The following is an 18,523-nucleotide window of genomic DNA, read 5'->3' on the forward strand; positions in this document are numbered from 1 at the left end:
TTATTCCGGTATCGTAAAGATTTGCCCCGGATAGATCAGATCCGGGTCGCGGATCAAGTCGCGGTTGGCTTCGAACAGGCGCACATACAGGATGCCATCACCAAAGCGGTCACGCGAGATCGCCCACAGCGTGTCGCCCCGCTGCACAGTGACCGACCGGATTGCCGGGATGTCCTGCGCCGCCGTTCCGTCACCGCCACCTGATACTGCTTCCAAAACTTCAACAGGCTCGCGCTTGAAGGGGGTTTCGACCCGGCTGAGGACCTTCCCGTCCGTGTTCACCGCGTCAACACGCAACGTGTACACACCGGGGTCGATACCGTCCAGATCACTCCGCCAAGATCCATCCTGTTCCGGAGCGAGGTCGGCAACCAGACGATTGTCCAGATACACCCTGATGGCCGCCCCGTCCTGTACTCGCCCGGTCAACTGGACATCACCGGTTTCAGAATACCCGATGGTATCCAGCGCGACCTGTTCCGGCGGGGTATCCCGAACCACGGGCGGCTGCACGAGCTCAACGCCTTCTTCGCCCGACCGCAGTACCGCGATCTGCTGACCCGTTTCAGATGTCTCCGCTGGCAAGTCGGCAACCTGCGTTTCGCCGGTATCCGGCGCGGTCGTTACAGGGTCTGATGTTTCGGTCTCAGTTGGGGTTTCGGTCTCTGGGTCGACCACTGCAGCGGCTATTTGTTCATCACTCTCGGCTGTTTCGCCCTGATCGGCAGCATCAGTTTGCTGCGCAACCGGCTCTTCTTCGACCGGCTTGGGCAGGGCGGCGATCAGATAGTCATCAGACCGGGTTGTTTGCCCGCTGCTTTTGCTGTGCAGGACTAGCCCCCGCGCGGAATCGCTGAAGGGGATGGAGACGAACTCGGCGAATTGCCCGCTGCTGTCCACCGTGAATGTGTGCACGGTTTCACCGTTCAGCAGAACCTCAATCTGGCTGCCCGGCTCGGCGTCACCTGACAAAAGCGCCGTTCCGTCTGCTTCAACAAAAATCTGATCCAAAACCGGGGGGGCCACGGGTGCCGTTGCATTCTCTTCCGTCGGGGCCGCTGCAGGTTCTGTGTCTGGAACCACATCTGTTGCCGCAGCCGTATCTTCAGCGGGTTCAACGGTTGGTGCCGCATCCGGTGTTACGGCGGCCTGCTCAGCTGGTTCTGTTGTGGTGGTTTCCGCGGGCGCTTCGGCCGCTTGTTCCTGCGGCTGTGTGGCCGTAACAGATGCGGGTTCCTGCGGTGCGCCCGCCTCAGGCTCTGGCACTTTGGTGAAAGCGCCGGACAGATACACACCCCCAACGCCCAGCACGGCGACCAGACCCGCAATCACACCCCAGACAAAATTGCCCGAGCTTCCGTTTCCCGATTTGGCGTCCATTGTTTTCCTTTCACCCCACCGTACAAAAGCTTTGTCTTCAAAAGCCTTCCAGCGGACAGTTGAGCCAATCTATCAATCCCGCTATCACGGGTCAAAACCTCTGACACAACCCCGGAGCCTCTCTTTCATGTCTCAGAAATCCGTCTGTGTGTATTGCGGGTCACGCAATGGGGCCGAGAAGGCTTATTCTGAAACCGCACGACAGTTTGGAAGCCTGCTTGCACAGGAAGGCTGGCGACTTGTTTATGGCGCTGGGGATGTCGGGCTGATGGGCGAAGTTGCCCGTGCCGCGCAACAGGCCGGTGGCGAGACCTTTGGCGTCATTCCGGTACACCTGGTCAAACGAGAGGTCGGCAAGACCGACCTGACCCATTTCGTGATCACCGAAACCATGCACGAGCGGAAAAAGGTCATGATCATGAATTCTGACGCCGTCGTGGTCCTGCCCGGTGGGCCAGGATCACTGGACGAGCTGTTTGAAGCGCTGACCTGGCGGCAGCTGGGCTTGCACGACAAACCCATCGTGATCGTCAATGTGAACGGCTATTGGGACGCGTTGAAAACCCTGTTGCACCAGGTGATCGGCCAAGGATTTGCAGATCGGTCACTGGGCGACTTTGTTATCTGGGCTGAGGATGCGGAGACAGCGATGACAGCCCTGCGCGACAAGCTGAGGTAAACCCGGCAGGTCGCGTAGGTGTTTGACCGAACGCTGCGGTGCATCGTTGCCGCACATATGCGGGTAAGAAATGGGGCTGGTCGATTTGGCGAAGCCTCAAGCCTTTAGGCAGACAGTTCGATGACCGTGATCTCGGGGGTCACACCAAAGCGAACCGGAAGGATGGAACATCCGATACCGCCGGAAACAACCAGGTCCCGCCCACCTTCGCGCACATGCCCATAGGCATATCTGTTGCCGTATTTAGAGGGCACGATCGGCGACCAGCCAAACAGGCGGATCTGACCGCCATGCGTATGACCGGACAGCGTCAAGGCCACCCTGTCGGGCACTTGAGGGAAGATGTCGGGTTCATGCGCCATCATCACAACCGGGGCGTCGTCGGTGATTTGCGCCAGTGTCCCCGACAGATCATCCAGCCCCTGCGGTTTACCGTTGCGCCAGATCGCAAGCTGATCTTCCAGACCCGCCAACCAGATACCAAGAGCTTCTAGCTTGATGGCGGCATTCGACAAAACCGTAATTCCGCTCTGTTCCAGCGCAACGACATATCGGTTGGGGCCAGCACCACGGCGCTGCGCCTGCCGGTCATCCCACCAGTCGTGATTGCCAAGTACCGCAAAGACACCGTTCTTGGCCTCAAGCTTAGCAAGAACCGGTGCCAGATCGTTCATTTCGACAGGACGTAAAACGCCTTTGTGGCTTGCGAAGAAATCACCCAGAAGCAGGATCATATCCGGCGCAAGCGCATTCGTACGCCGTATCACCTGTTTTATTCGGTCCAGCCCGACCAAAGGCTCGCCCAGATGCAAATCTGCCAGTACGGCAATCCTGAGCGGTGGCGCTGTCCAATCCTCTCGGCGGACGCGCCATTTTCGCACGCGCAGCCGTAGGGCGGGTTCGATGAAAAACCCGTAGACTGATGTGATTAGGCCTGCCAGCGTCACCGCCAGCAGGCCCTTGATAAACCAGCGTCGGTTCAATGGTTTACATCCGCGACGCGACGTTTTCCCAGTTCACCAGATTGTCGAGAAAGTTCGACAGGTAAGCCGGACGCTTGTTGCGGAAGTCGATGTAGTATGAGTGTTCCCAAACGTCACAACCCAGCAGAGTGGTTTGGCCAAAGCACAGCGGATTCACGCCATTCTCAGTCTTGGTCACAGCCAACGAGCCGTCGGCGTTCTTGACCAGCCACGCCCAGCCCGAGCCGAACTGACCGGCACCTGCCGCACTGAACTGCGATTTGAATTCGTCAACCGAACCAAAGCTTTCGGTCAGAGCTTTCTCAAGCTCACCGGGCATGGCGTTGTCGCCGGGGCCCATCATTTCCCAGAACTGGTTGTGGTTCCACAGCTGGCTGATGTTGTTAAAGATACCGTTCTGCGCGACGGCATTTGCGTCGTAGGTGCCAACGATGATCTCTTCCAGCGACTTGCCGTCCCATTCGGTGCCGGCGATCAGCTTGTTGCCATTGTCGACATAGGCTTTGTGGTGCAGATCGTGGTGATATTCCAGTGTTTCCGCGGACATACCCTTGGCTGCTAGCGCGTCATGTGCATAAGGAAGATCAGGAAGTTCAAAAGCCATGTCGGCCCCCTGTTTAAATTTGAGTTGCGGTTCCCAAGGTTAAATGCTTTGGCAGCCGCCGCAGGTCAAGGGCCGAGACAAGAAAACCCGGAGGCAGGCGATGCTGACACAGGCGCGCAAGATGTTCTACCGCGCCCGCGGTTACTATGCGGGCAACCTGAACGGCGAGCCGTTTCGTCTGGACCCTTATCATTCAAAGTTCTGGCGTAAAGCCTCCACTGGCCAGTGGGAGCCTGAAACCTTTGCCGTGATGGACCAGTATCTCTCGCCTGAAAGCGATTACTTGGATATCGGCGCATGGATCGGGCCCACAGTTCTTTATGGTGCGCGTAAGGCACGCCATGTCTGGTGCTTTGAGCCCGACCCCACAGCGTTCCGTCACCTGGCCTGGAACCTCGACCTGAATGACATTCATAACGTTTCCGCTTTGGGTGTCGCACTGTCGGATAAGTTCGGTGTCGCCCGCATGGCCTCGGTTCGTGGAGAGCCCGGAGATTCTACCAGCTCCCTTCTGCACGACGGCGCGCACGGAACCGATACCCTGACGATTGCCTGGGATCAGTTCGCCGCAGTGAACGATCTGTCCGCCGTGTCTTTGGTGAAGATGGATATCGAAGGCGCTGAGTTTTCCGTGCTGCCGACGATGGTGCCATGGCTGAAGGAACAGTGCCCAGCCCTTTATCTTTCAACACATGCGGGACTGTTGGATTCGAAGACGCGGTTGGATCGTATGGAGGAATTGGCAGAGCTTCTTTCGTTCTACACTCACTGCCAGACAAGTGACGAGACCTGTCGAAGCTTTGAGTGTATGACCAAAGCTTCGACCCTTTCCGGGTTTAAAACATTTTTGCTGACACGTTAAGCGCCGCAATTGACCCGACAGCGTAGTATTCGCCTAGTACAGGCCTGCTGAAGCAATCGGTTTGCACGTACCTGTCCCATATGGTCGGAGACCCACATTTGCGTGCGGGAAGCTGACCCTCATTATTATGGCATTGCTCTTGGGATTGAGCGTTGCTGTATACGCAACCCTGTAGTCGCCTGTTGCTTGAGCTGGCAATGTCACACGCCACGACAACCGATATTCCCCTTTCCCCGTTTTCTTGAATTTGGCGTCTGCCGGTGTTTCAATAGAAGTATTTGCCAGTTCATTTGACGCACGAATTGCTCCGTCATAGGCTCTTGCGTGCTTGCCGTCTGCATCAACGCTCAAAAGCACCTTGCGTGGAATCCATCCCCGATCCTGTGTGCTATGTAGGTCGCATTCATAGCTTTGCACTTCCGCCTGAGCGGCGACTGCCGACAAACTAAAAGCCAGAAAAAGAGAAGTTAGTTTCATTTGATTTACCTTTTTTTGTGTTCTCTTTGTTTTCAACTCGCGCCCCTCGGCCGCCGGTCCTGCTGTAGCAGCAGACGGTATGAACAGAGGGGCTATGAGAGTTTTGATGCTTCGTCATTACGCCCTTGCCAAAATCAGGGCCTATACGGGAAAATGACCATGCCATCGAAACCAAGTGCTTTGTTTTGCAACCAATTATTAAATCAGACGCTCATTCGCATCTAACGCGAACAGTCTGAAACACTTTCTCCAAATGGATGCAAGGCCGTCGCATTCACAATCGTAAGCTCAGGTTTAAAAGGAAAATTAAGTTGTCTGTCCTCAAAAAAGAAACCGCCCGCAATCAGCGGGCGGTCTTGTATTTTCGGGCCGAGGAAACTGTCAGTAAACGCCAACCTCACTGCCCGGTTGCGCCGCAACCTTCAGCAGTTTGAAAACGTAATCCGCAGCCGAACGGAAGCAGACCACGCGGAAAGTTTCGGCATCGTCCATCCAAAAGGCTCCTGCCACTTGCGCCAGGCGCGAGCGGCGGATTTGGCCGGGTTGGAAGGCCTCGGTCGACAGATCAACCGGGGCGACTTTGCCCAACACTTCTCGTGCGCTGGCGCCTGATATCGTGAATACCGCGCGGGCATCCGAGACGTTGACGGCCAGTGCGTGAGTTTTTCCCAAAGCTTTGACCATTGCGGCCAGTTTGGTCTCGAGCTCGGCATAAGGGACCAGCACCAGCAGCTCGTCCGGTGACATCCAGCATACGCCGGTATCGCCGCTGACCAGCGCCGCGCGCTGACCGGGTACGTTCTGCCCAGTCGCGTCCTTGACGGCCTTGGCGAGGCTTTTGTCGGACAAGTCACCGCGCAGAGTGATCATGCCTTGCAGGCCACATTCCCTGACATTGGCGATGCCATCATAGCTGGCGTGGTTCAATGCGCTGATGGGTTCAGACATTCTGCTTCTCCCCGTCCTTGTCGAAGAAGATCGGGTCCACGATCTTGGCTTTGTACGTTTTGCCGTCAGTGCCCGGGAACTCGACGATTTCACCCATCCGGTCCGGGCCGTGCTTGATCAGGCCCATAGCGATCCCTTTACCGAGGTTGGCCGAGTAATAGGTCGAGGTGACCCGCCCGATCATATTGCGCTGACCATTGGCATTCACACCCTCGCCCACTGCATATGCGCCATCAGGCAGAACAGAACCATCCACAGTCTCAAGCCCGACCAGTTTCCAGCGCTCGGGGTCCGCCATATGGCTGCGCAAATGGGCGCGTTTGCCAAGGTAGTCCTCTTTCTTTTTCGACAGCGCCCAGTGCAGCCCCAGATCCTGTGGGATCACGGTGCCGTCGGTCTCGTCGCCGATCATGATAAAGCCCTTCTCGGCCCGAAGAATGTGCAGACATTCGGTTCCGTAAGGCATCACACCGAATTCCTTGCCTGCTTCCATCAGGGCATCCCAGAACGCCTGACCCTGCGAGGCGGGAACGGCGATCTCGTAGGACAACTCGCCCGAGAACGAGATGCGATAGGCGCGGCAGTCGAACGCGCCGATCTTGCCATCGCGCCATTCCATGAAGGGCAGCGCCTCGCGGCTGACGTCCATGCCGCCCAGCTTTTCAAGAACCTTACGGGCATTGGGGCCGACTACAGCGACCTGAGCATATTGCTCGGTCACGTTGGCGACATAGACTTTCCAGTCCCACCATTCGGTTTGTAGCCATTCTTCCATGTGACCATGGATACGCTCGGCCCCGCCGGTGGTGGTGTGGCACAGCCAGGTGTCCTCATCGATGCGGGCGACAACACCGTCGTCGATCAGAAAGCCGTTTTCCGAACACATCAGGCCATAGCGGCATTTGCCGACCTTCAGCGTGGACATCATGTTGGTGTACAACATGTCCAGAAACTTGCCTGCGTCAGGGCCTTTGACGATCAGCTTGCCCAACGTCGAGGCGTCCAGCAGGCCAAGGTTTTCGCGGGTGTTCTTCACCTCACGGTTCACGGCGTCATGCACGGATTCACCGGGGCGGACATAGGCGTACGTCCGGCGCCAGTGGCCGACCGGCTCCCAATCGGCGCCGTTCTTGTCGTGCCAGTTGTGCATTGGTGTCTGTCGGATCGGCTGGAACACTTCACCCCGCGCTTCACCGCCGATCGCGCCCATCGAGATGGGTGTATAAGGCGGGCGGAAGGTCGTGGTGCCGACCTTCGGGATTTCGGACTCCAAAGCATCAGCAAGAATTGCCAAGCCATTGATGTTGCTCAACTTACCCTGATCTGTTGCCATACCAAGTGTGGTGTAACGCTTGGTGTGCTCAACGCTCTCATAGCCCTCGCGCGCAGCCAGTTGGACGTCCGAGACTTTGACGTCGTTCTGGAAGTCGAGCCAGGATTTCATGCGCAGCTGGATTTCTGCGTTTGCTGGCATCAGCCAGACAGCCTCCATAGGAGCTTCTGCAGTGGTTTCGCCAACAGGAGCCTTGATGTTTTTTGGCTTGAGCCCTGCGGCCTTGGCTGCGGCTTTTCCCGCTGTGTGGGCGTCGGTCAGAACATCGCCCAGCGCCAACGCACCATTCGATGCCCCGGCGGCCAGAACAAAGCCCTCACCGTTTGCGCCCAGCGGCGGGCGCGAGGGATCGGGGCGGAAAAAGGCATTCGCGTCATCCCAGGTCAGCTTGCCACCGCAATGAGACCACATATGAACGACCGGCGACCAGCCGCCCGACATGGCCACTGCATCTGCTTCAACCTCTTCACGTGCGCCGCCAACACCTTCCTGGTTGCAGATGGCGACTTTTTTGACGCGCTTGCCGCCCTTGACCTTGGCAATGGCCTTGCCCGGATCAACGCGGATCCCCAACTGGCGGGCTTCCTCTGCCAAAGGTCCAGCCGTTGCCCGTGCGTCAACAATACGCAAAACATCCACACCCGCTTGCTTCAGCGTAATCGCGGTGCGATAGGCGTCGTCATTGTTGGTGGCGACGATGACACGCTCGCCCGGGGTGACACCCCAGTTAACGGCATAATCGCGCATGGCAGAAGCCAGCATCACACCCGGAACATCGTTACCAGCAAAGGACAACGGGCGTTCAATTGCGCCGGTTGCAGTCACAATTTGCTTGGCACGGATACGCCAGAGGCGGTGGCGCGGGCCTTGCACGCCCGGCGTGTGGTCTGTCAGGCGTTCATAGCCCAGCACGTAACCATGGTCATATACGCCCGCACCCATGCAGCGGGAGCGCATGGTGACGTTGTCCATTGTTTCGAGTTCGGAAACCAATTGCTCCACGAACTTATCCACAGGCTCATCATTGACCGTGCCGCCGTCAACCGGAGCGCGACCGCCCCAATGTGCGCTCTGCTCAATCAGCAGAACCTTGGCACCCGAAGCTGCTGCCGCCTTTGCCGCCTGTAGGCCAGCCACGCCGCCACCGATGACCAGAACATCGGTGAAGGCATAGAAGTGCTCATAGGTATCGGCATCGCGGCTGTCCTTGTCGGGCGCTTTGCCCAGACCGGCAGACTGACGGATGAACGGCTCGTAGACGTGTTTCCAGAACGGTTTGGGGTGGATGAACATCTTGTAGTAGAAGCCAGCCGGCAGGAACCGGGCAAAGGCTGTATTCACTGCCCCAATATCAAAGTCCAAGTTAGGCCAATGGTTTTGCGAAATCGCAGTCAGACCGTTGAACAACTCGGTCGTGGTGGCGCGCTGGTTCGGTTCAAACCGGTTGCCCTGCCCCAGCCCGACCAGGGCGTTCGGCTCTTCGGCGCCGCTTGCAACGACACCGCGGGGGCGGTGGTACTTGAACGACCGGCCCATCATCATCTGATCGTTGGCCAGCAGTGCCGAGGCAAGCGTGTCGCCCTCATAGCCCTGCATCGAAGTTCCGTTGAAGGTAAACGTGACCTTTTTCGACCGATCAATCAGCCGGCCTTGTTTTGCGAGACGGGTGCTCATTGTGCGGACCTTTCGCGGGTGGAGGCGTCGGAGCCTCCGGCGGGAGTATTTTTGAAAAGATGAAGCATCAGGAGAACTCTCTCCAGGTCCATCCAGGGCGCTTTGCGGCGATGGCCTCTTTGATGTCCTGCGGCGGCTCAGAGGTCTGAGCCGTGTAAGTGCCGAACACTTCTAGCGTGCTTGTGCAGCGTGCCGCGTGAAACCACTTGCCGCAGCCATTGGCATGGCGCCAGCGTTCAAAGTGCACCCCTCTGGGGTTTTCGCGCATGAACAGGTAGTCGTGGAACTCGTCATCCGACGAGCCGGGACCAAAACGCTTCAGATGCGCCTCGCCACCGGCGGCCAGTTCGGTTTCTTCGGCATCAACGCCGCAGTAAGGGCAATTCAGGATCAGCATGTTGTCATCCTTTTGGCGGTTGGTTGGCGCAGCGGCCAACCGGAATTCTGTTATTTGGCAACCTCGGAACCACCTTCAGTGTGCCACCCCGGCGGCCACGCTTTCGTCGATGAAGCGGCCTTCCTTGAAGCGGTCCAGCGAGAAGGCCTCGGTCAACGGCGAATGACCTGTGGCCATCAGCTGTGCCATGCCCCAGCCGGACCCGGGAATCGCCTTGAAACCGCCGGTGCCCCAGCCGCAGTTGATAAAGCACCCGCCCAGCGGAGTTTTCGACAGGATAGGTGAGCGGTCACCGGTCATGTCGACGATACCGCCCCACTGGCGCAGCATCTTGAGGCGCGAAATCATCGGGAAGGTTTCGACCAAGGCGCGGACGGTTTCCTCGATATGATGGAAGCTTCCGCGCTGGGTGAAGTTGTTGAACCCGTCGGTCCCACCCCCGATCACCATCTCGCCCTTGTCGGACTGCGACATGTAGCCGTGCACGGTATTGGCCATGACAACCACATCCATGCAGGGTTTGATCGGCTCGGATACCAGCGCCTGCAATGCAATGGCTTCCAGCGGGAGACGGAAGCCCGCCATCTCGGCCAGTTGACCGGAGTGGCCCGCAACGACGATACCCAGCTTGTCACAATCGATGGCACCCTTGGTGGTGTCTACGCCGACGACACGGCCATCCTGAGATCGGACACCCGTGACTTCGCATTGCTGGATGATGTCCATACCCATGGCTGAACAGGCGCGCGCATAGCCCCACGCGACGGCATCGTGACGCGCAGTACCGCCGCGTTCCTGCCACAGCGCCCCTAGAACCGGATAACGGGGGCCGTCTAGGTTGATGATTGGCACCAGTTCCTTGACGCGTTCGGGGGTGATCCATTCGGTCTTTACACCCTGCAGGGCGTTGGCGTGTGCGGTTCGCTGGTAACCGCGAATCTCGTGCTGGGTCTGCGCCAGCATCATCACGCCACGCGGGCTGAACATGATGTTGTAGTTCAGATCCTGGCTTAGATCCTCGTATAGGCCACGCGCCTTTTCATAGATCGCCGCCGAAGGGTCCTGCAGGTAATTCGAGCGGATGATCGTTGTGTTTCGACCTGTGTTGCCACCACCCAGCCAGCCTTTTTCGATCACCGCGACATTCTGAATGCCGTAGTTCTTGCCAAGGTAATACGCGGTCGCAAGACCATGCCCGCCAGCACCGATGATGATGACGTCATAACGTTTCTTTGGCTCGGGCGAACGCCAAGCGCGTTCCCATCCGGTGTGATAGCGCAGGGCCTCCCGCGCGACAGCAAAGGCTGAGTAGTGTTTCATAAGCGAATCCATCCGGTTCGGTGATTGCGCGCAGATATGCCGCGCGGCGACAGTTTAACCGCGCCGCGCAACGCCGCAATATCGCACTATTGCGACATGTCGTTCATTCGCGGCCATTTGTCCCTTTTGTTGGACGTCGCACAGGTCTAAGTCAGGACAGCATCTTCGGAGGGACCATGACGTTCTGGGTTCTGATTTTTCTTGTCGCGCTGTTGATCGCGGTGTTTTTGAGTTTCACACTGCTGCGCAAACGCCGTGGGGATGAACCTGCGGCGGCTTACGATCTGCGTGTGTATCGCGAACAGCTCTCCGGTGTGGACCGGGATCTGGCGCGCGGGGTGATTGGTGAGGCCGATGCGGAACGGGTCCGCACCGAAATCTCTCGACGAATTCTTGCCGCTGATGAACAGATGAAAAAGGGTGGCTCGGGTGCTGGGCCATCGCGGACCGTCTCGATTGTGACGATCCCGGTTGTCATGCTGATCATCATTGGGGGCGCGATGGCGATGTATCATCGTATTGGTGCCGTCGGGTTGCCCGACATGCCCCTGACCACGCGGCTGGAACTGGCCGAGGAGGTGCGCGCCAATCGTCCGTCCCAGAGCGCCGCAGAAGAGCTGGCGACCCCACCTCAAACGGCGCAGCTTGACGAAAATTACGCGTCTCTTCTCAAGCAGTTGCGAGAGACCGTTGCGGCCCGCCCGGATGATTTGCAAGGGCAGATGCTTTTGGCGCAGCATGAGACCAATTCGGGGAACTTCAAGGATGGATATACCGCGCAACAAAGGGTGATCGAACTGTCAGGCGACGCAGCCACAGCCGAGCACTACGCGGATTTTGCCGAGATGATGATCCTGGCTGCGGGCGGATATGTGTCGCCCGAAGCTGAAAAGGCCCTTGCCGAAGCTTTGAATCGCGATCCCCATCACGGCCCGGCACGATATTATTGGGGGCAAATGCTGGTTCAGACAGGTCGACCGGACCTTGCCTACCGCATTTGGGTCGAAACGCTGAGGGAAGCCCCGGCAGGCGCGCCGTGGGCGGGGGCGATCCGGGATCAGATTGATGAGTTGGCCTTTCGGGCAGGGGTTTTCAATCCACCGGACCTGAGCGCGCCGTCTGGTCCAAGTCGCGAATACATGGCTGCAGCAGCGGAAATGAGCCCCGAGGAACGGCAACAGATGATTCAGGGAATGGTGAATCAGTTGTCCGACCGCCTGGCGACGGAAGGCGGCGCGCCCGAAGAATGGGCTCGTCTGATCTCCGCTCTGGGTGTTCTGGGCCAGGGCCAACGGGCCATGGATATCCACAATGAGGCGCTGGAGGTGTTTGCCGGAAACACCGAGGCGTTGCAGATCATTGATGCCGCAGCCCTGCAAGCCGGGATTGCGCAATGATCCACGACGTTTTCGAAGACTTCGCCAATGCGCTTCCCCCGATGCAAGCGCTGATAGGGCTGGATCTGGGTGAAAAGACCATCGGGGTCGCGGTTTCCGACCGGATGCGGGGCGTGGCCAGCCCGTTGGAGACCGTAAGGCGCAAGAAATTCACACTCGATTCTGCCCGGTTGATCGAAATTGCTACGGATCGCGAGATTGGCGGCATTCTGTTGGGTCTTCCCAAAAACATGGACGGCACAGAGGGTCCGCGCTGCCAGTCTACGCGGGCATTTGCGCGAAACCTGTCCCGTCTGACGGATTTGCCAATCGGATTCTGGGATGAACGGCTGAGTACGGTTGCGGCAGAAAAAGCACTGCTTGAGGCGGATACGTCACGAAAACGTCGCGGACAGGTTATTGATCACGTTGCAGCAGGTTATATCTTGCAGGGAGCACTGGACAGGCTGCGCTTTTTGTAACAGGTCGGAGACCGATCGATGACGAATATGGTTTGGAAGCGCAATGAGGTCGAAAGCCCTTGTGTCCAGATTTGTGTTGTCCATCCGGCCGAGCGTATCTGCACCGGATGTTACCGCACGATTGACGAGATTTCTCGCTGGTCCAGGATGGACAGCAGCGAACGCGCTGAAATCATGAACGACCTGCCGTCTCGTAAACCGCGACTCAGCAAGCGGCGCGGCGGGCGTGCCGCTCGCATGAATGGCTCCTGACCGATCAGCGTAGACGTTTTGATGACATTTCTGCCGACTGTGCGGCCCTTTTCGGGATAGGTGCGTTCGGCGCGGTGCCACGCAGTTCTTTCTGAAACAGAAGCGCAATCTCGGATTGGCTGGTTTTGGGCCGCCGATCATCATTGCGCGCGCATTCCGATTGCAGCACGTCAGCCGCACGTTTGGTCTTTCTGGTATTAGTGAGTCTTCCGATCAAAACCTTAAGTGGCATTAGGGACGTCCCGTTTCCAGTAACCGTGCCACTGCGGGTCGAGTTCGAGCTCCGAGGGGGTTTAGCTCTTGAACATTGAGGTTCAACGTGAGTGGTAACCCGCAGCGACAGGGTGTGGCTAAAGGTATTTCCCGTCACAAGTAGGGGGAAAACACGCGGCCTTTGATCGTTTTTGACGCCTCAATCAAGAAAAACTCTCAAAAGCACATAATTTCCTAACGTCACTTTTCGACCCGACTTTGCCGAGACTGGGAAAGCTGGGGCCGAAGCTGCGGGAAACCCGCCGTCAGTAGTCGAATCATGCCTGACATCGCACGTCCGGATTTGAGGCTGCATCACGACCTTGACCGATTGGGTGTTGCCTGCTCAGGCGTTCCACAGTCGAAGGTTTTATCCGGCGGCAAGCCAAGCCCTGGCGTTGTCGTACTCTTCGGACGGGAAAAACTGTGTCCGGGTCCCTAACACATGGCTGGCGACCTTCTGCGCCATGCGCTGCCAGCTTTTGTCCCCAACGATGGCAGCTCGGTCCAGTTGTCCGATATGTCGGCTGGCCAACCGAAAATGCGCCGCAAGCGCTGACAGCCCTTGCCAGCCGTCAAACTCCCTGAGGTCTATCAGCAGGCGAAACCCTAGCCGGTCCTGTAACACTGCATCCAGATCACGTTCTGCCTGTTTGTACCATTCAGGGTCCAGCTTGCCCAATAGGCTGATCTGAACACATGGACCGCTCAGGTCAGTCACGTGGATCGACCCAAGGGACTCGCGCATCCAGCGTCGGGCCGCCTCAAGCTCGGCCAGATCAAACACCTGAACCGGACAGGGCAGGATGGGGGCCGCCAGACGAACGCTTGTCTGCACCCAACCCTGATCAGCAACAACTGCGATCCGGTCGAAACCGCGCCAATGGCTTAACCCCAGCTTGGTGTCGGACCAGGCTGCGCCCAGATCATACCCCTGGAATTCAGGTTGTATTATCGCCAGCAGCCGAACCGTGTCGTGTTCCGTTAGCGCAGACTCGATGGCGGGAACCAGAGTATTGGTGTAATCGGCGCTGGTCACTTGCCCCGACAACTCGACTTCTATGAGTGCACCGTCAGAATTCGTATGAACCGTCATCATCGGTCAAAACCTCCAAAGCCAAATAATGACAGGACGTTAGGCGGATTCGATCCATTCGGCTACTCCACCGGCGCATTCGGGGCGGAAATAGGCGATCATTCGACCATCCTGCCCCGCCGTCGCCCCTTCGGCCCAAGGAGCAACCCCGTGCAGGCAATGGCGGTGAAGCAGGTAGGCCTCTCCCGGCTTTGCAGGCAACTCGATCCTTGGGCAGGTCGCAAACACCTCGCGACGAGCGGATTGGTAGATGTCGGTTATGTCTACTTCGTGCAGGACCTCAGGTGGCATCCCTTCAAGCGCCTGACTGAACGCGGTCCGCAGAATGTCATGACTGCCGTCCCACACCACCATCGGAGACGCGTCTGAGCTGGCCTCAGTCAGTGGAATGCCCAGAATCCAGGCATGAGGTTCATCAACCCGGCGGCGGCGATCCTGCCCTGTCGGGCGCAAACCGTCCACATGGGCCGCATCCCTGTTTCGACGGTACCGGGTGGCCGCTTCATTCTCGCCCCGGCGCGGGCGCGGATAACCCGGATAAACAACCGAAACCTGCCCTTTGTGCAGCGGTAAATCTCCAAAGTGCTTGTCGATGAACGCCATGGCCTTTCCGGTCAGAGGCCCGGACTGCCCGACCCTGCCCTTCGTGTCATTGGGCAGTGCGTCGACACCGATGAACCACGTACCTTCGCAATCCAACCATTCCGCGTGGGCCGGGTCCGTTGTCGACGCCCGTGCGGCAGGCAAAGCGTGATTCACCCATTCGGCCAAAACCGGATCATACGGGAATTTCACCCAGCCCCGGGCAGAAAAATCGCTCATAAGCCCACGGCCTTGCGCAGCATGTTCAGCGCAACCAGCGTCAGGAACACGGCGAAGACACGTTTCAACGGTTTTGGGTCCATCGCATGGGCCAGCTTTACCCCCCAGGGCGCGGTGATCATTGTCATTGCAACAACGATCCCGAAGGCCACAAGATTAACCGCGCCAATGGTCAACGGGGGGCGATGCTCGGGCGCGATATCTACAAACAAGAACCCAATGACCGAGGGTACGGCGATGATCACGCCAAACCCGGCCGCGGTCGCGACCGCGCGGTGGATAGGGGTGTTATAGAGGCTCATCAGCGGCACACCGAAACTGCCTCCACCGATGCCCATCAGAACGGAAAGAAACCCGACCAGAGGGGACAGGACGGCCCGCTTGATTCCGCCGGGCATTGCGTCGCCCAACCGCCATTCTGCGCGACCCAACCCAAGATAGGCACCGATCACCATGCCCAGAATTCCGAACAGTGCCTGCAAGGCCTCGGTCCGCAGCGCCGATGCGACCAGCACTCCGACAATTGCGCCGACGACAATACCCGGACCCCAACCGCGCAGGATATCCCAATCCACGGCACCCTTCTTGTTGTGGGCTAGAACAGACCGCATCGACGTTACAATGATCGTGGCCAGCGACGTCGCCAGACAAAGCTGCATCAGTTGCGGGCCGCCATAGCCAAGCGTCTGAAACGCATAGAAGAACGCGGGGACCAAAACGATACCGCCGCCCACTCCCAACAGCCCGGCAAGCACACCGGCCAGCGCGCCGATCACAAGCAAAAGGCCCATCATCTGGGCCAGCAACACTGTCTCGGGCATCGTCCCCCCCTTGCCGTTTAAACCTCGACCATCGGCGCAATATGGTCCAGGGCCTGTAGCATGACTTCTGGCCCGGCCCCTTCATGCACGGCCCCTTCGGACAAGGCGCGCCGCCATGCCCGCGCACCGGGGCGCCCCGCGAAGAGACCCAGCATATGCCGCGTGATCTGGTGCAAACGCCCGCCATTGGCAAGGTGCCTTTCAATATAGGGCACCATTTCTTGAACAACCGTCAGCGGATCGCGAACGGTTCCAACGCCAAAGATGCGCCGGTCGGCATCTGCCAGGATATCACCGGGCTGATGATAGGCCGCCCGACCAATCATGACACCGTCAAGACCCGCGTCCAGATGTGCTGCTGCTTCATCCAAGCTGGCGATACCACCATTGATCGATATATGCAGATCCGCAAACGCGGCTTTCATCCGATGCACAAGGTCATAATCAAGCGGTGGAACATCGCGGTTTTCCTTAGGGCTCAGCCCCTGCAACCACGCCTTGCGCGCATGGATCGTTACTCTTTGACAGCCCGCCGCACTGATCTGCTCAAGAAACGCAGGCAGAACTTCTTCGGGCTCTTGGTCATCCACACCGATGCGGCATTTGACCGTGACATCTACATTCGCCGCTTCGCGCATTGCTGCGACGCATTCTGCAACCCGTGCCGGATCTTTCATCAGAACCGCCCCGAAAGTACCAGACTGCACCCTGTCCGACGGGCATCCACAGTTCAGATTGATCTCATCATATCCTGCATCAGCACCCAAACGCGCCGCTTGCGCCAGCTCCTCCGGATCGGACCCACCCAGCTGCAAAGCCACGGGATGTTCCTGCGGTGAATGATCCAACAGATGCAGCGCCCCTCCTCGGACAAGCGCCGGTGCCGTTACCATCTCGGTATACAGCAAGGTTTCCGTGCTAAGCAGCCGATGAAAATACCGACAGTGGCGGTCGGTCCAGTCCATCATGGGGGCAATACTCAGAGTAGCATGGTGTTGAATGTTATCTCTTCCACGTGCAGTCAACTCAACCATCCTCAAGAATACGAAACCCGCAGCTATCATAGAAAAATCGCCAAAATAAGCCAATTCTTGAGGACTTGGCAAACGAAGCTGATTTGCGGGTTCGGACGTCGTATCAAATCCGATCGCCGCGCTTTCAACACTGGGAAAATCCAGCCGCTCTCTGACTTGCCGCAGACAACGCCATTGGAGAATATGATCAATGGCTTAACAGATGTTTCCGTGATGTTTTCACTGAAGGAAACGCAAGGCGCGAGCTTTGACAGCAAGACCAATTTCGTACTCGCCCAAAAACTATGCCGAGCAGTCACATCTGTCCCAAATATCAAAATTTGATCAAATTTGGTGACAAATCTGATCCATTGAAGTACATCACGGGGAAACAGAATTGACGGAGCCCCCAATGGACCTGAGCGCCTTGCACAGTTTTCGCGTGACTGCATGTGACCTGAACGGTCAGATGCGGGGCAAACGCGTGCCCCCTGAGTATGCGGGCAAGCTGGAGAAAGGCGCCGTGCGCATGCCGTTCTCGGCACTCAATGTCGATCTCTGGGGCGCGGACATTCACGGCAGCCCGCTGGTGTTTGAAACCGGCGATGCGGATGGCGTGCTGCGCCCAACCGACCGGGGCCCGGTGCCTGTGCCCTGGCTTCCGAAAGAAACGGCGCTGGTTCCGATGAGCTTGTATGACGATGCAGGTACCCCGTTTGCGGGTGATCCGCGCCACGCTCTGTCTGCCATTCTTGACCGTTATGCCAAACGCGGCTGGTCGGTCGTTGCAGCGACCGAGCTGGAATTCACACTCATCGATGCTTCGGGCGCGCAACCGCAACCTCCGTTGAACCCGATCACCGGGCGCCGCCTGCTGCATGAATCCGTTCTGTCGGTCGCTGAAATGGATGCGTTTGAGGATTTCTTCACAGACCTCTACGATGGCTGCGCCGCCATGGACATCCCCGCGCAAACCGCCATCTCGGAAAGTGGCGTTGGCCAATTCGAGATCAACCTGAATCATCAGGATGCCATGCGCTGTGCCGACGATACGTGGCTTTTCAAGGCGTTGACACGCGGCCTGGCGCGCAAACACGGGTTTGCCGCAACATTCATGTCAAAACCCTATGCCGATGATGCAGGCAATGGGATGCATGTGCATTTCTCGGTGCTGGACCATCGGGGGCGCAATGTGTTTGACAATGGCGGGCCAGAAGGGACCGGCATTCTGCATTCCGCCGTCGCGGGTTGTGTGGCGGCCATGCCAGGCAGCACGTTAATTTTTGCGCCCCACGGCAACTCTTACACCCGGCTTGTACCGGGCGCGCATGCCCCGACCGGGGCCTGCTGGGCCTATGAGAACAGAACTGCCGCAATTCGCATCCCGGGCGGTTCACCGGCAGCGCGGCGCATCGAACACCGCGTCGCAGGTGGCGACATCAACCCCTACCTGATGCTGACCGCGGTTTTGGGTGCAGCCCTTGCCGGGATCGAAGATGGTCTGCAGCCCCCTGCCCCGATCACAGGCAATGCCTACGATATCGAAGACCTGCCTCAACTGATGCCAGACTGGGCGGCCGCAATTGACAGATTTGAGACCGACCCCCTGGTCGCCCGGCTTTTCCCGGCGGATCTGATCCAGTACCTGATCATGACCAAGCGACAGGAAATTGAACGATTTGAGCGTATCGCTCCTGAAGATCACTGGCTGAGCTATCTCGAAGCGGTTTGACCCCCCTTGCCGCCTCATTC

General features: G+C 58.2%; 19 protein-coding genes. 7 read left to right on the forward strand and 12 right to left on the reverse strand.

Features of this window, described 5'->3' with window-relative positions; all coding sequences use genetic code 11:
• Positions 1-1,380, reverse strand: a complete 1,380-nt coding sequence (locus ACR0AM_RS02085; protein WP_480621985.1) for a LysM peptidoglycan-binding domain-containing protein — start codon at positions 1,378-1,380, stop codon at positions 1-3.
• A gap of 127 nt (positions 1,381-1,507) precedes the next feature.
• Here ACR0AM_RS02085 and ACR0AM_RS02090 point away from each other — a divergent pair, with 127 nt between their 5' ends.
• On the forward strand, positions 1,508-2,059 hold the full coding sequence (locus ACR0AM_RS02090) for an LOG family protein (RefSeq protein ID WP_480621986.1): 552 nt from the start codon (positions 1,508-1,510) through the stop codon (positions 2,057-2,059).
• Positions 2,060-2,163: 104 nt separating this feature from the next.
• Here the strand turns inward: ACR0AM_RS02090 and ACR0AM_RS02095 are convergent, their stop codons facing one another.
• Positions 2,164-3,042: a metallophosphoesterase gene (locus ACR0AM_RS02095; RefSeq protein ID WP_480621987.1), complete on the reverse strand. Its 879-nt coding sequence runs from the start codon at positions 3,040-3,042 to the stop codon at positions 2,164-2,166.
• A gap of 4 nt (positions 3,043-3,046) precedes the next feature.
• Positions 3,047-3,646, reverse strand: a complete 600-nt coding sequence (locus ACR0AM_RS02100) for a superoxide dismutase (protein WP_480473433.1) — start codon at positions 3,644-3,646, stop codon at positions 3,047-3,049.
• A 100-nt stretch (positions 3,647-3,746) separates the two neighbouring features.
• Here ACR0AM_RS02100 and ACR0AM_RS02105 point away from each other — a divergent pair, with 100 nt between their 5' ends.
• Positions 3,747-4,508: an FkbM family methyltransferase gene (locus ACR0AM_RS02105; RefSeq protein WP_480621988.1), complete on the forward strand. Its 762-nt coding sequence runs from the start codon at positions 3,747-3,749 to the stop codon at positions 4,506-4,508.
• Positions 4,509-4,541: 33 nt separating this feature from the next.
• Here the strand turns inward: ACR0AM_RS02105 and ACR0AM_RS02110 are convergent, their stop codons facing one another.
• The 5 genes from ACR0AM_RS02110 to ACR0AM_RS02130 form a co-directional block, all read right to left on the reverse strand.
• A complete protein-coding gene (locus ACR0AM_RS02110) occupies positions 4,542-5,021 on the reverse strand; it encodes a hypothetical protein (RefSeq protein WP_480621989.1) in 480 nt (159 codons plus the stop codon).
• Between the two features lie 345 nt (positions 5,022-5,366).
• Entirely contained in the window at positions 5,367-5,933 is a 567-nt protein-coding gene (locus tag ACR0AM_RS02115) for a sarcosine oxidase subunit gamma (RefSeq protein ID WP_480621990.1), read from the reverse strand.
• Positions 5,926-8,940, reverse strand: a complete 3,015-nt coding sequence (locus ACR0AM_RS02120; protein ID WP_480621991.1) for a sarcosine oxidase subunit alpha family protein — start codon at positions 8,938-8,940, stop codon at positions 5,926-5,928. The genes ACR0AM_RS02115 and ACR0AM_RS02120 overlap by 8 nt, the downstream gene beginning before the upstream one ends.
• Before the next feature lie 67 nt (positions 8,941-9,007).
• Positions 9,008-9,337, reverse strand: coding sequence for a sarcosine oxidase subunit delta (locus tag ACR0AM_RS02125; RefSeq protein ID WP_267365237.1), 330 nt, complete (start codon positions 9,335-9,337; stop codon positions 9,008-9,010).
• A gap of 75 nt (positions 9,338-9,412) precedes the next feature.
• The gene (locus ACR0AM_RS02130) at positions 9,413-10,657 is read right to left on the reverse strand and encodes a sarcosine oxidase subunit beta family protein (protein WP_480517547.1); all 1,245 of its coding nucleotides are present in this window, start codon (positions 10,655-10,657) and stop codon (positions 9,413-9,415) included.
• 176 nt (positions 10,658-10,833) lie between these two features.
• Here ACR0AM_RS02130 and ccmI point away from each other — a divergent pair, with 176 nt between their 5' ends.
• The 3 genes from ccmI to ACR0AM_RS02145 are packed head-to-tail and all read left to right on the forward strand — an operon-like array spanning position 10,834 to position 12,767.
• The gene (gene ccmI / locus ACR0AM_RS02135) at positions 10,834-12,054 is read left to right on the forward strand and encodes a c-type cytochrome biogenesis protein CcmI (RefSeq protein ID WP_480621992.1); all 1,221 of its coding nucleotides are present in this window, start codon (positions 10,834-10,836) and stop codon (positions 12,052-12,054) included.
• Positions 12,051-12,515 (forward strand): Holliday junction resolvase RuvX, encoded by a 465-nt coding sequence (gene ruvX / locus ACR0AM_RS02140; RefSeq protein WP_480621993.1) that lies wholly within the window; start codon positions 12,051-12,053, stop codon positions 12,513-12,515. The genes ccmI and ruvX overlap by 4 nt, the downstream gene beginning before the upstream one ends.
• An 18-nt stretch (positions 12,516-12,533) precedes the next feature.
• Complete coding sequence (locus ACR0AM_RS02145; RefSeq protein ID WP_209503450.1) at positions 12,534-12,767, forward strand: DUF1289 domain-containing protein; 234 nt, start codon at positions 12,534-12,536, stop codon at positions 12,765-12,767.
• 622 nt (positions 12,768-13,389) lie between these two features.
• Here ACR0AM_RS02145 and ACR0AM_RS02150 read toward each other — a convergent pair.
• From ACR0AM_RS02150 to dusA, 4 genes are read right to left on the reverse strand one after another with little or no spacing between them, the layout of a single operon-like run.
• Complete coding sequence (locus tag ACR0AM_RS02150) at positions 13,390-14,118, reverse strand: SpoIIAA family protein (protein WP_480492931.1); 729 nt, start codon at positions 14,116-14,118, stop codon at positions 13,390-13,392.
• A gap of 36 nt (positions 14,119-14,154) precedes the next feature.
• Positions 14,155-14,937 (reverse strand): hypothetical protein, encoded by a 783-nt coding sequence (locus ACR0AM_RS02155; protein WP_480621994.1) that lies wholly within the window; start codon positions 14,935-14,937, stop codon positions 14,155-14,157.
• Positions 14,934-15,758, reverse strand: coding sequence for a sulfite exporter TauE/SafE family protein (locus ACR0AM_RS02160; protein WP_480545360.1), 825 nt, complete (start codon positions 15,756-15,758; stop codon positions 14,934-14,936). The genes ACR0AM_RS02155 and ACR0AM_RS02160 overlap by 4 nt, the downstream gene beginning before the upstream one ends.
• A 17-nt stretch (positions 15,759-15,775) precedes the next feature.
• On the reverse strand, positions 15,776-16,726 hold the full coding sequence (dusA, locus tag ACR0AM_RS02165; RefSeq protein WP_480517561.1) for a tRNA dihydrouridine(20/20a) synthase DusA: 951 nt from the start codon (positions 16,724-16,726) through the stop codon (positions 15,776-15,778).
• Positions 16,727-16,747: 21 nt separating this feature from the next.
• Between dusA and ACR0AM_RS02170 the strand changes: the two genes are divergently transcribed.
• Both ACR0AM_RS02170 and ACR0AM_RS02175 read left to right on the forward strand, forming a co-directional pair.
• A complete protein-coding gene (locus ACR0AM_RS02170; RefSeq protein ID WP_480621995.1) occupies positions 16,748-17,116 on the forward strand; it encodes a hypothetical protein in 369 nt (122 codons plus the stop codon).
• A gap of 67 nt (positions 17,117-17,183) precedes the next feature.
• Entirely contained in the window at positions 17,184-18,503 is a 1,320-nt protein-coding gene (locus tag ACR0AM_RS02175) for a glutamine synthetase family protein (RefSeq protein ID WP_480621996.1), read from the forward strand.
• The last annotated feature ends 20 nt before the right edge of the window (positions 18,504-18,523 follow it).

The organism is Ruegeria sp. AD9 (assembly GCF_056542305.1).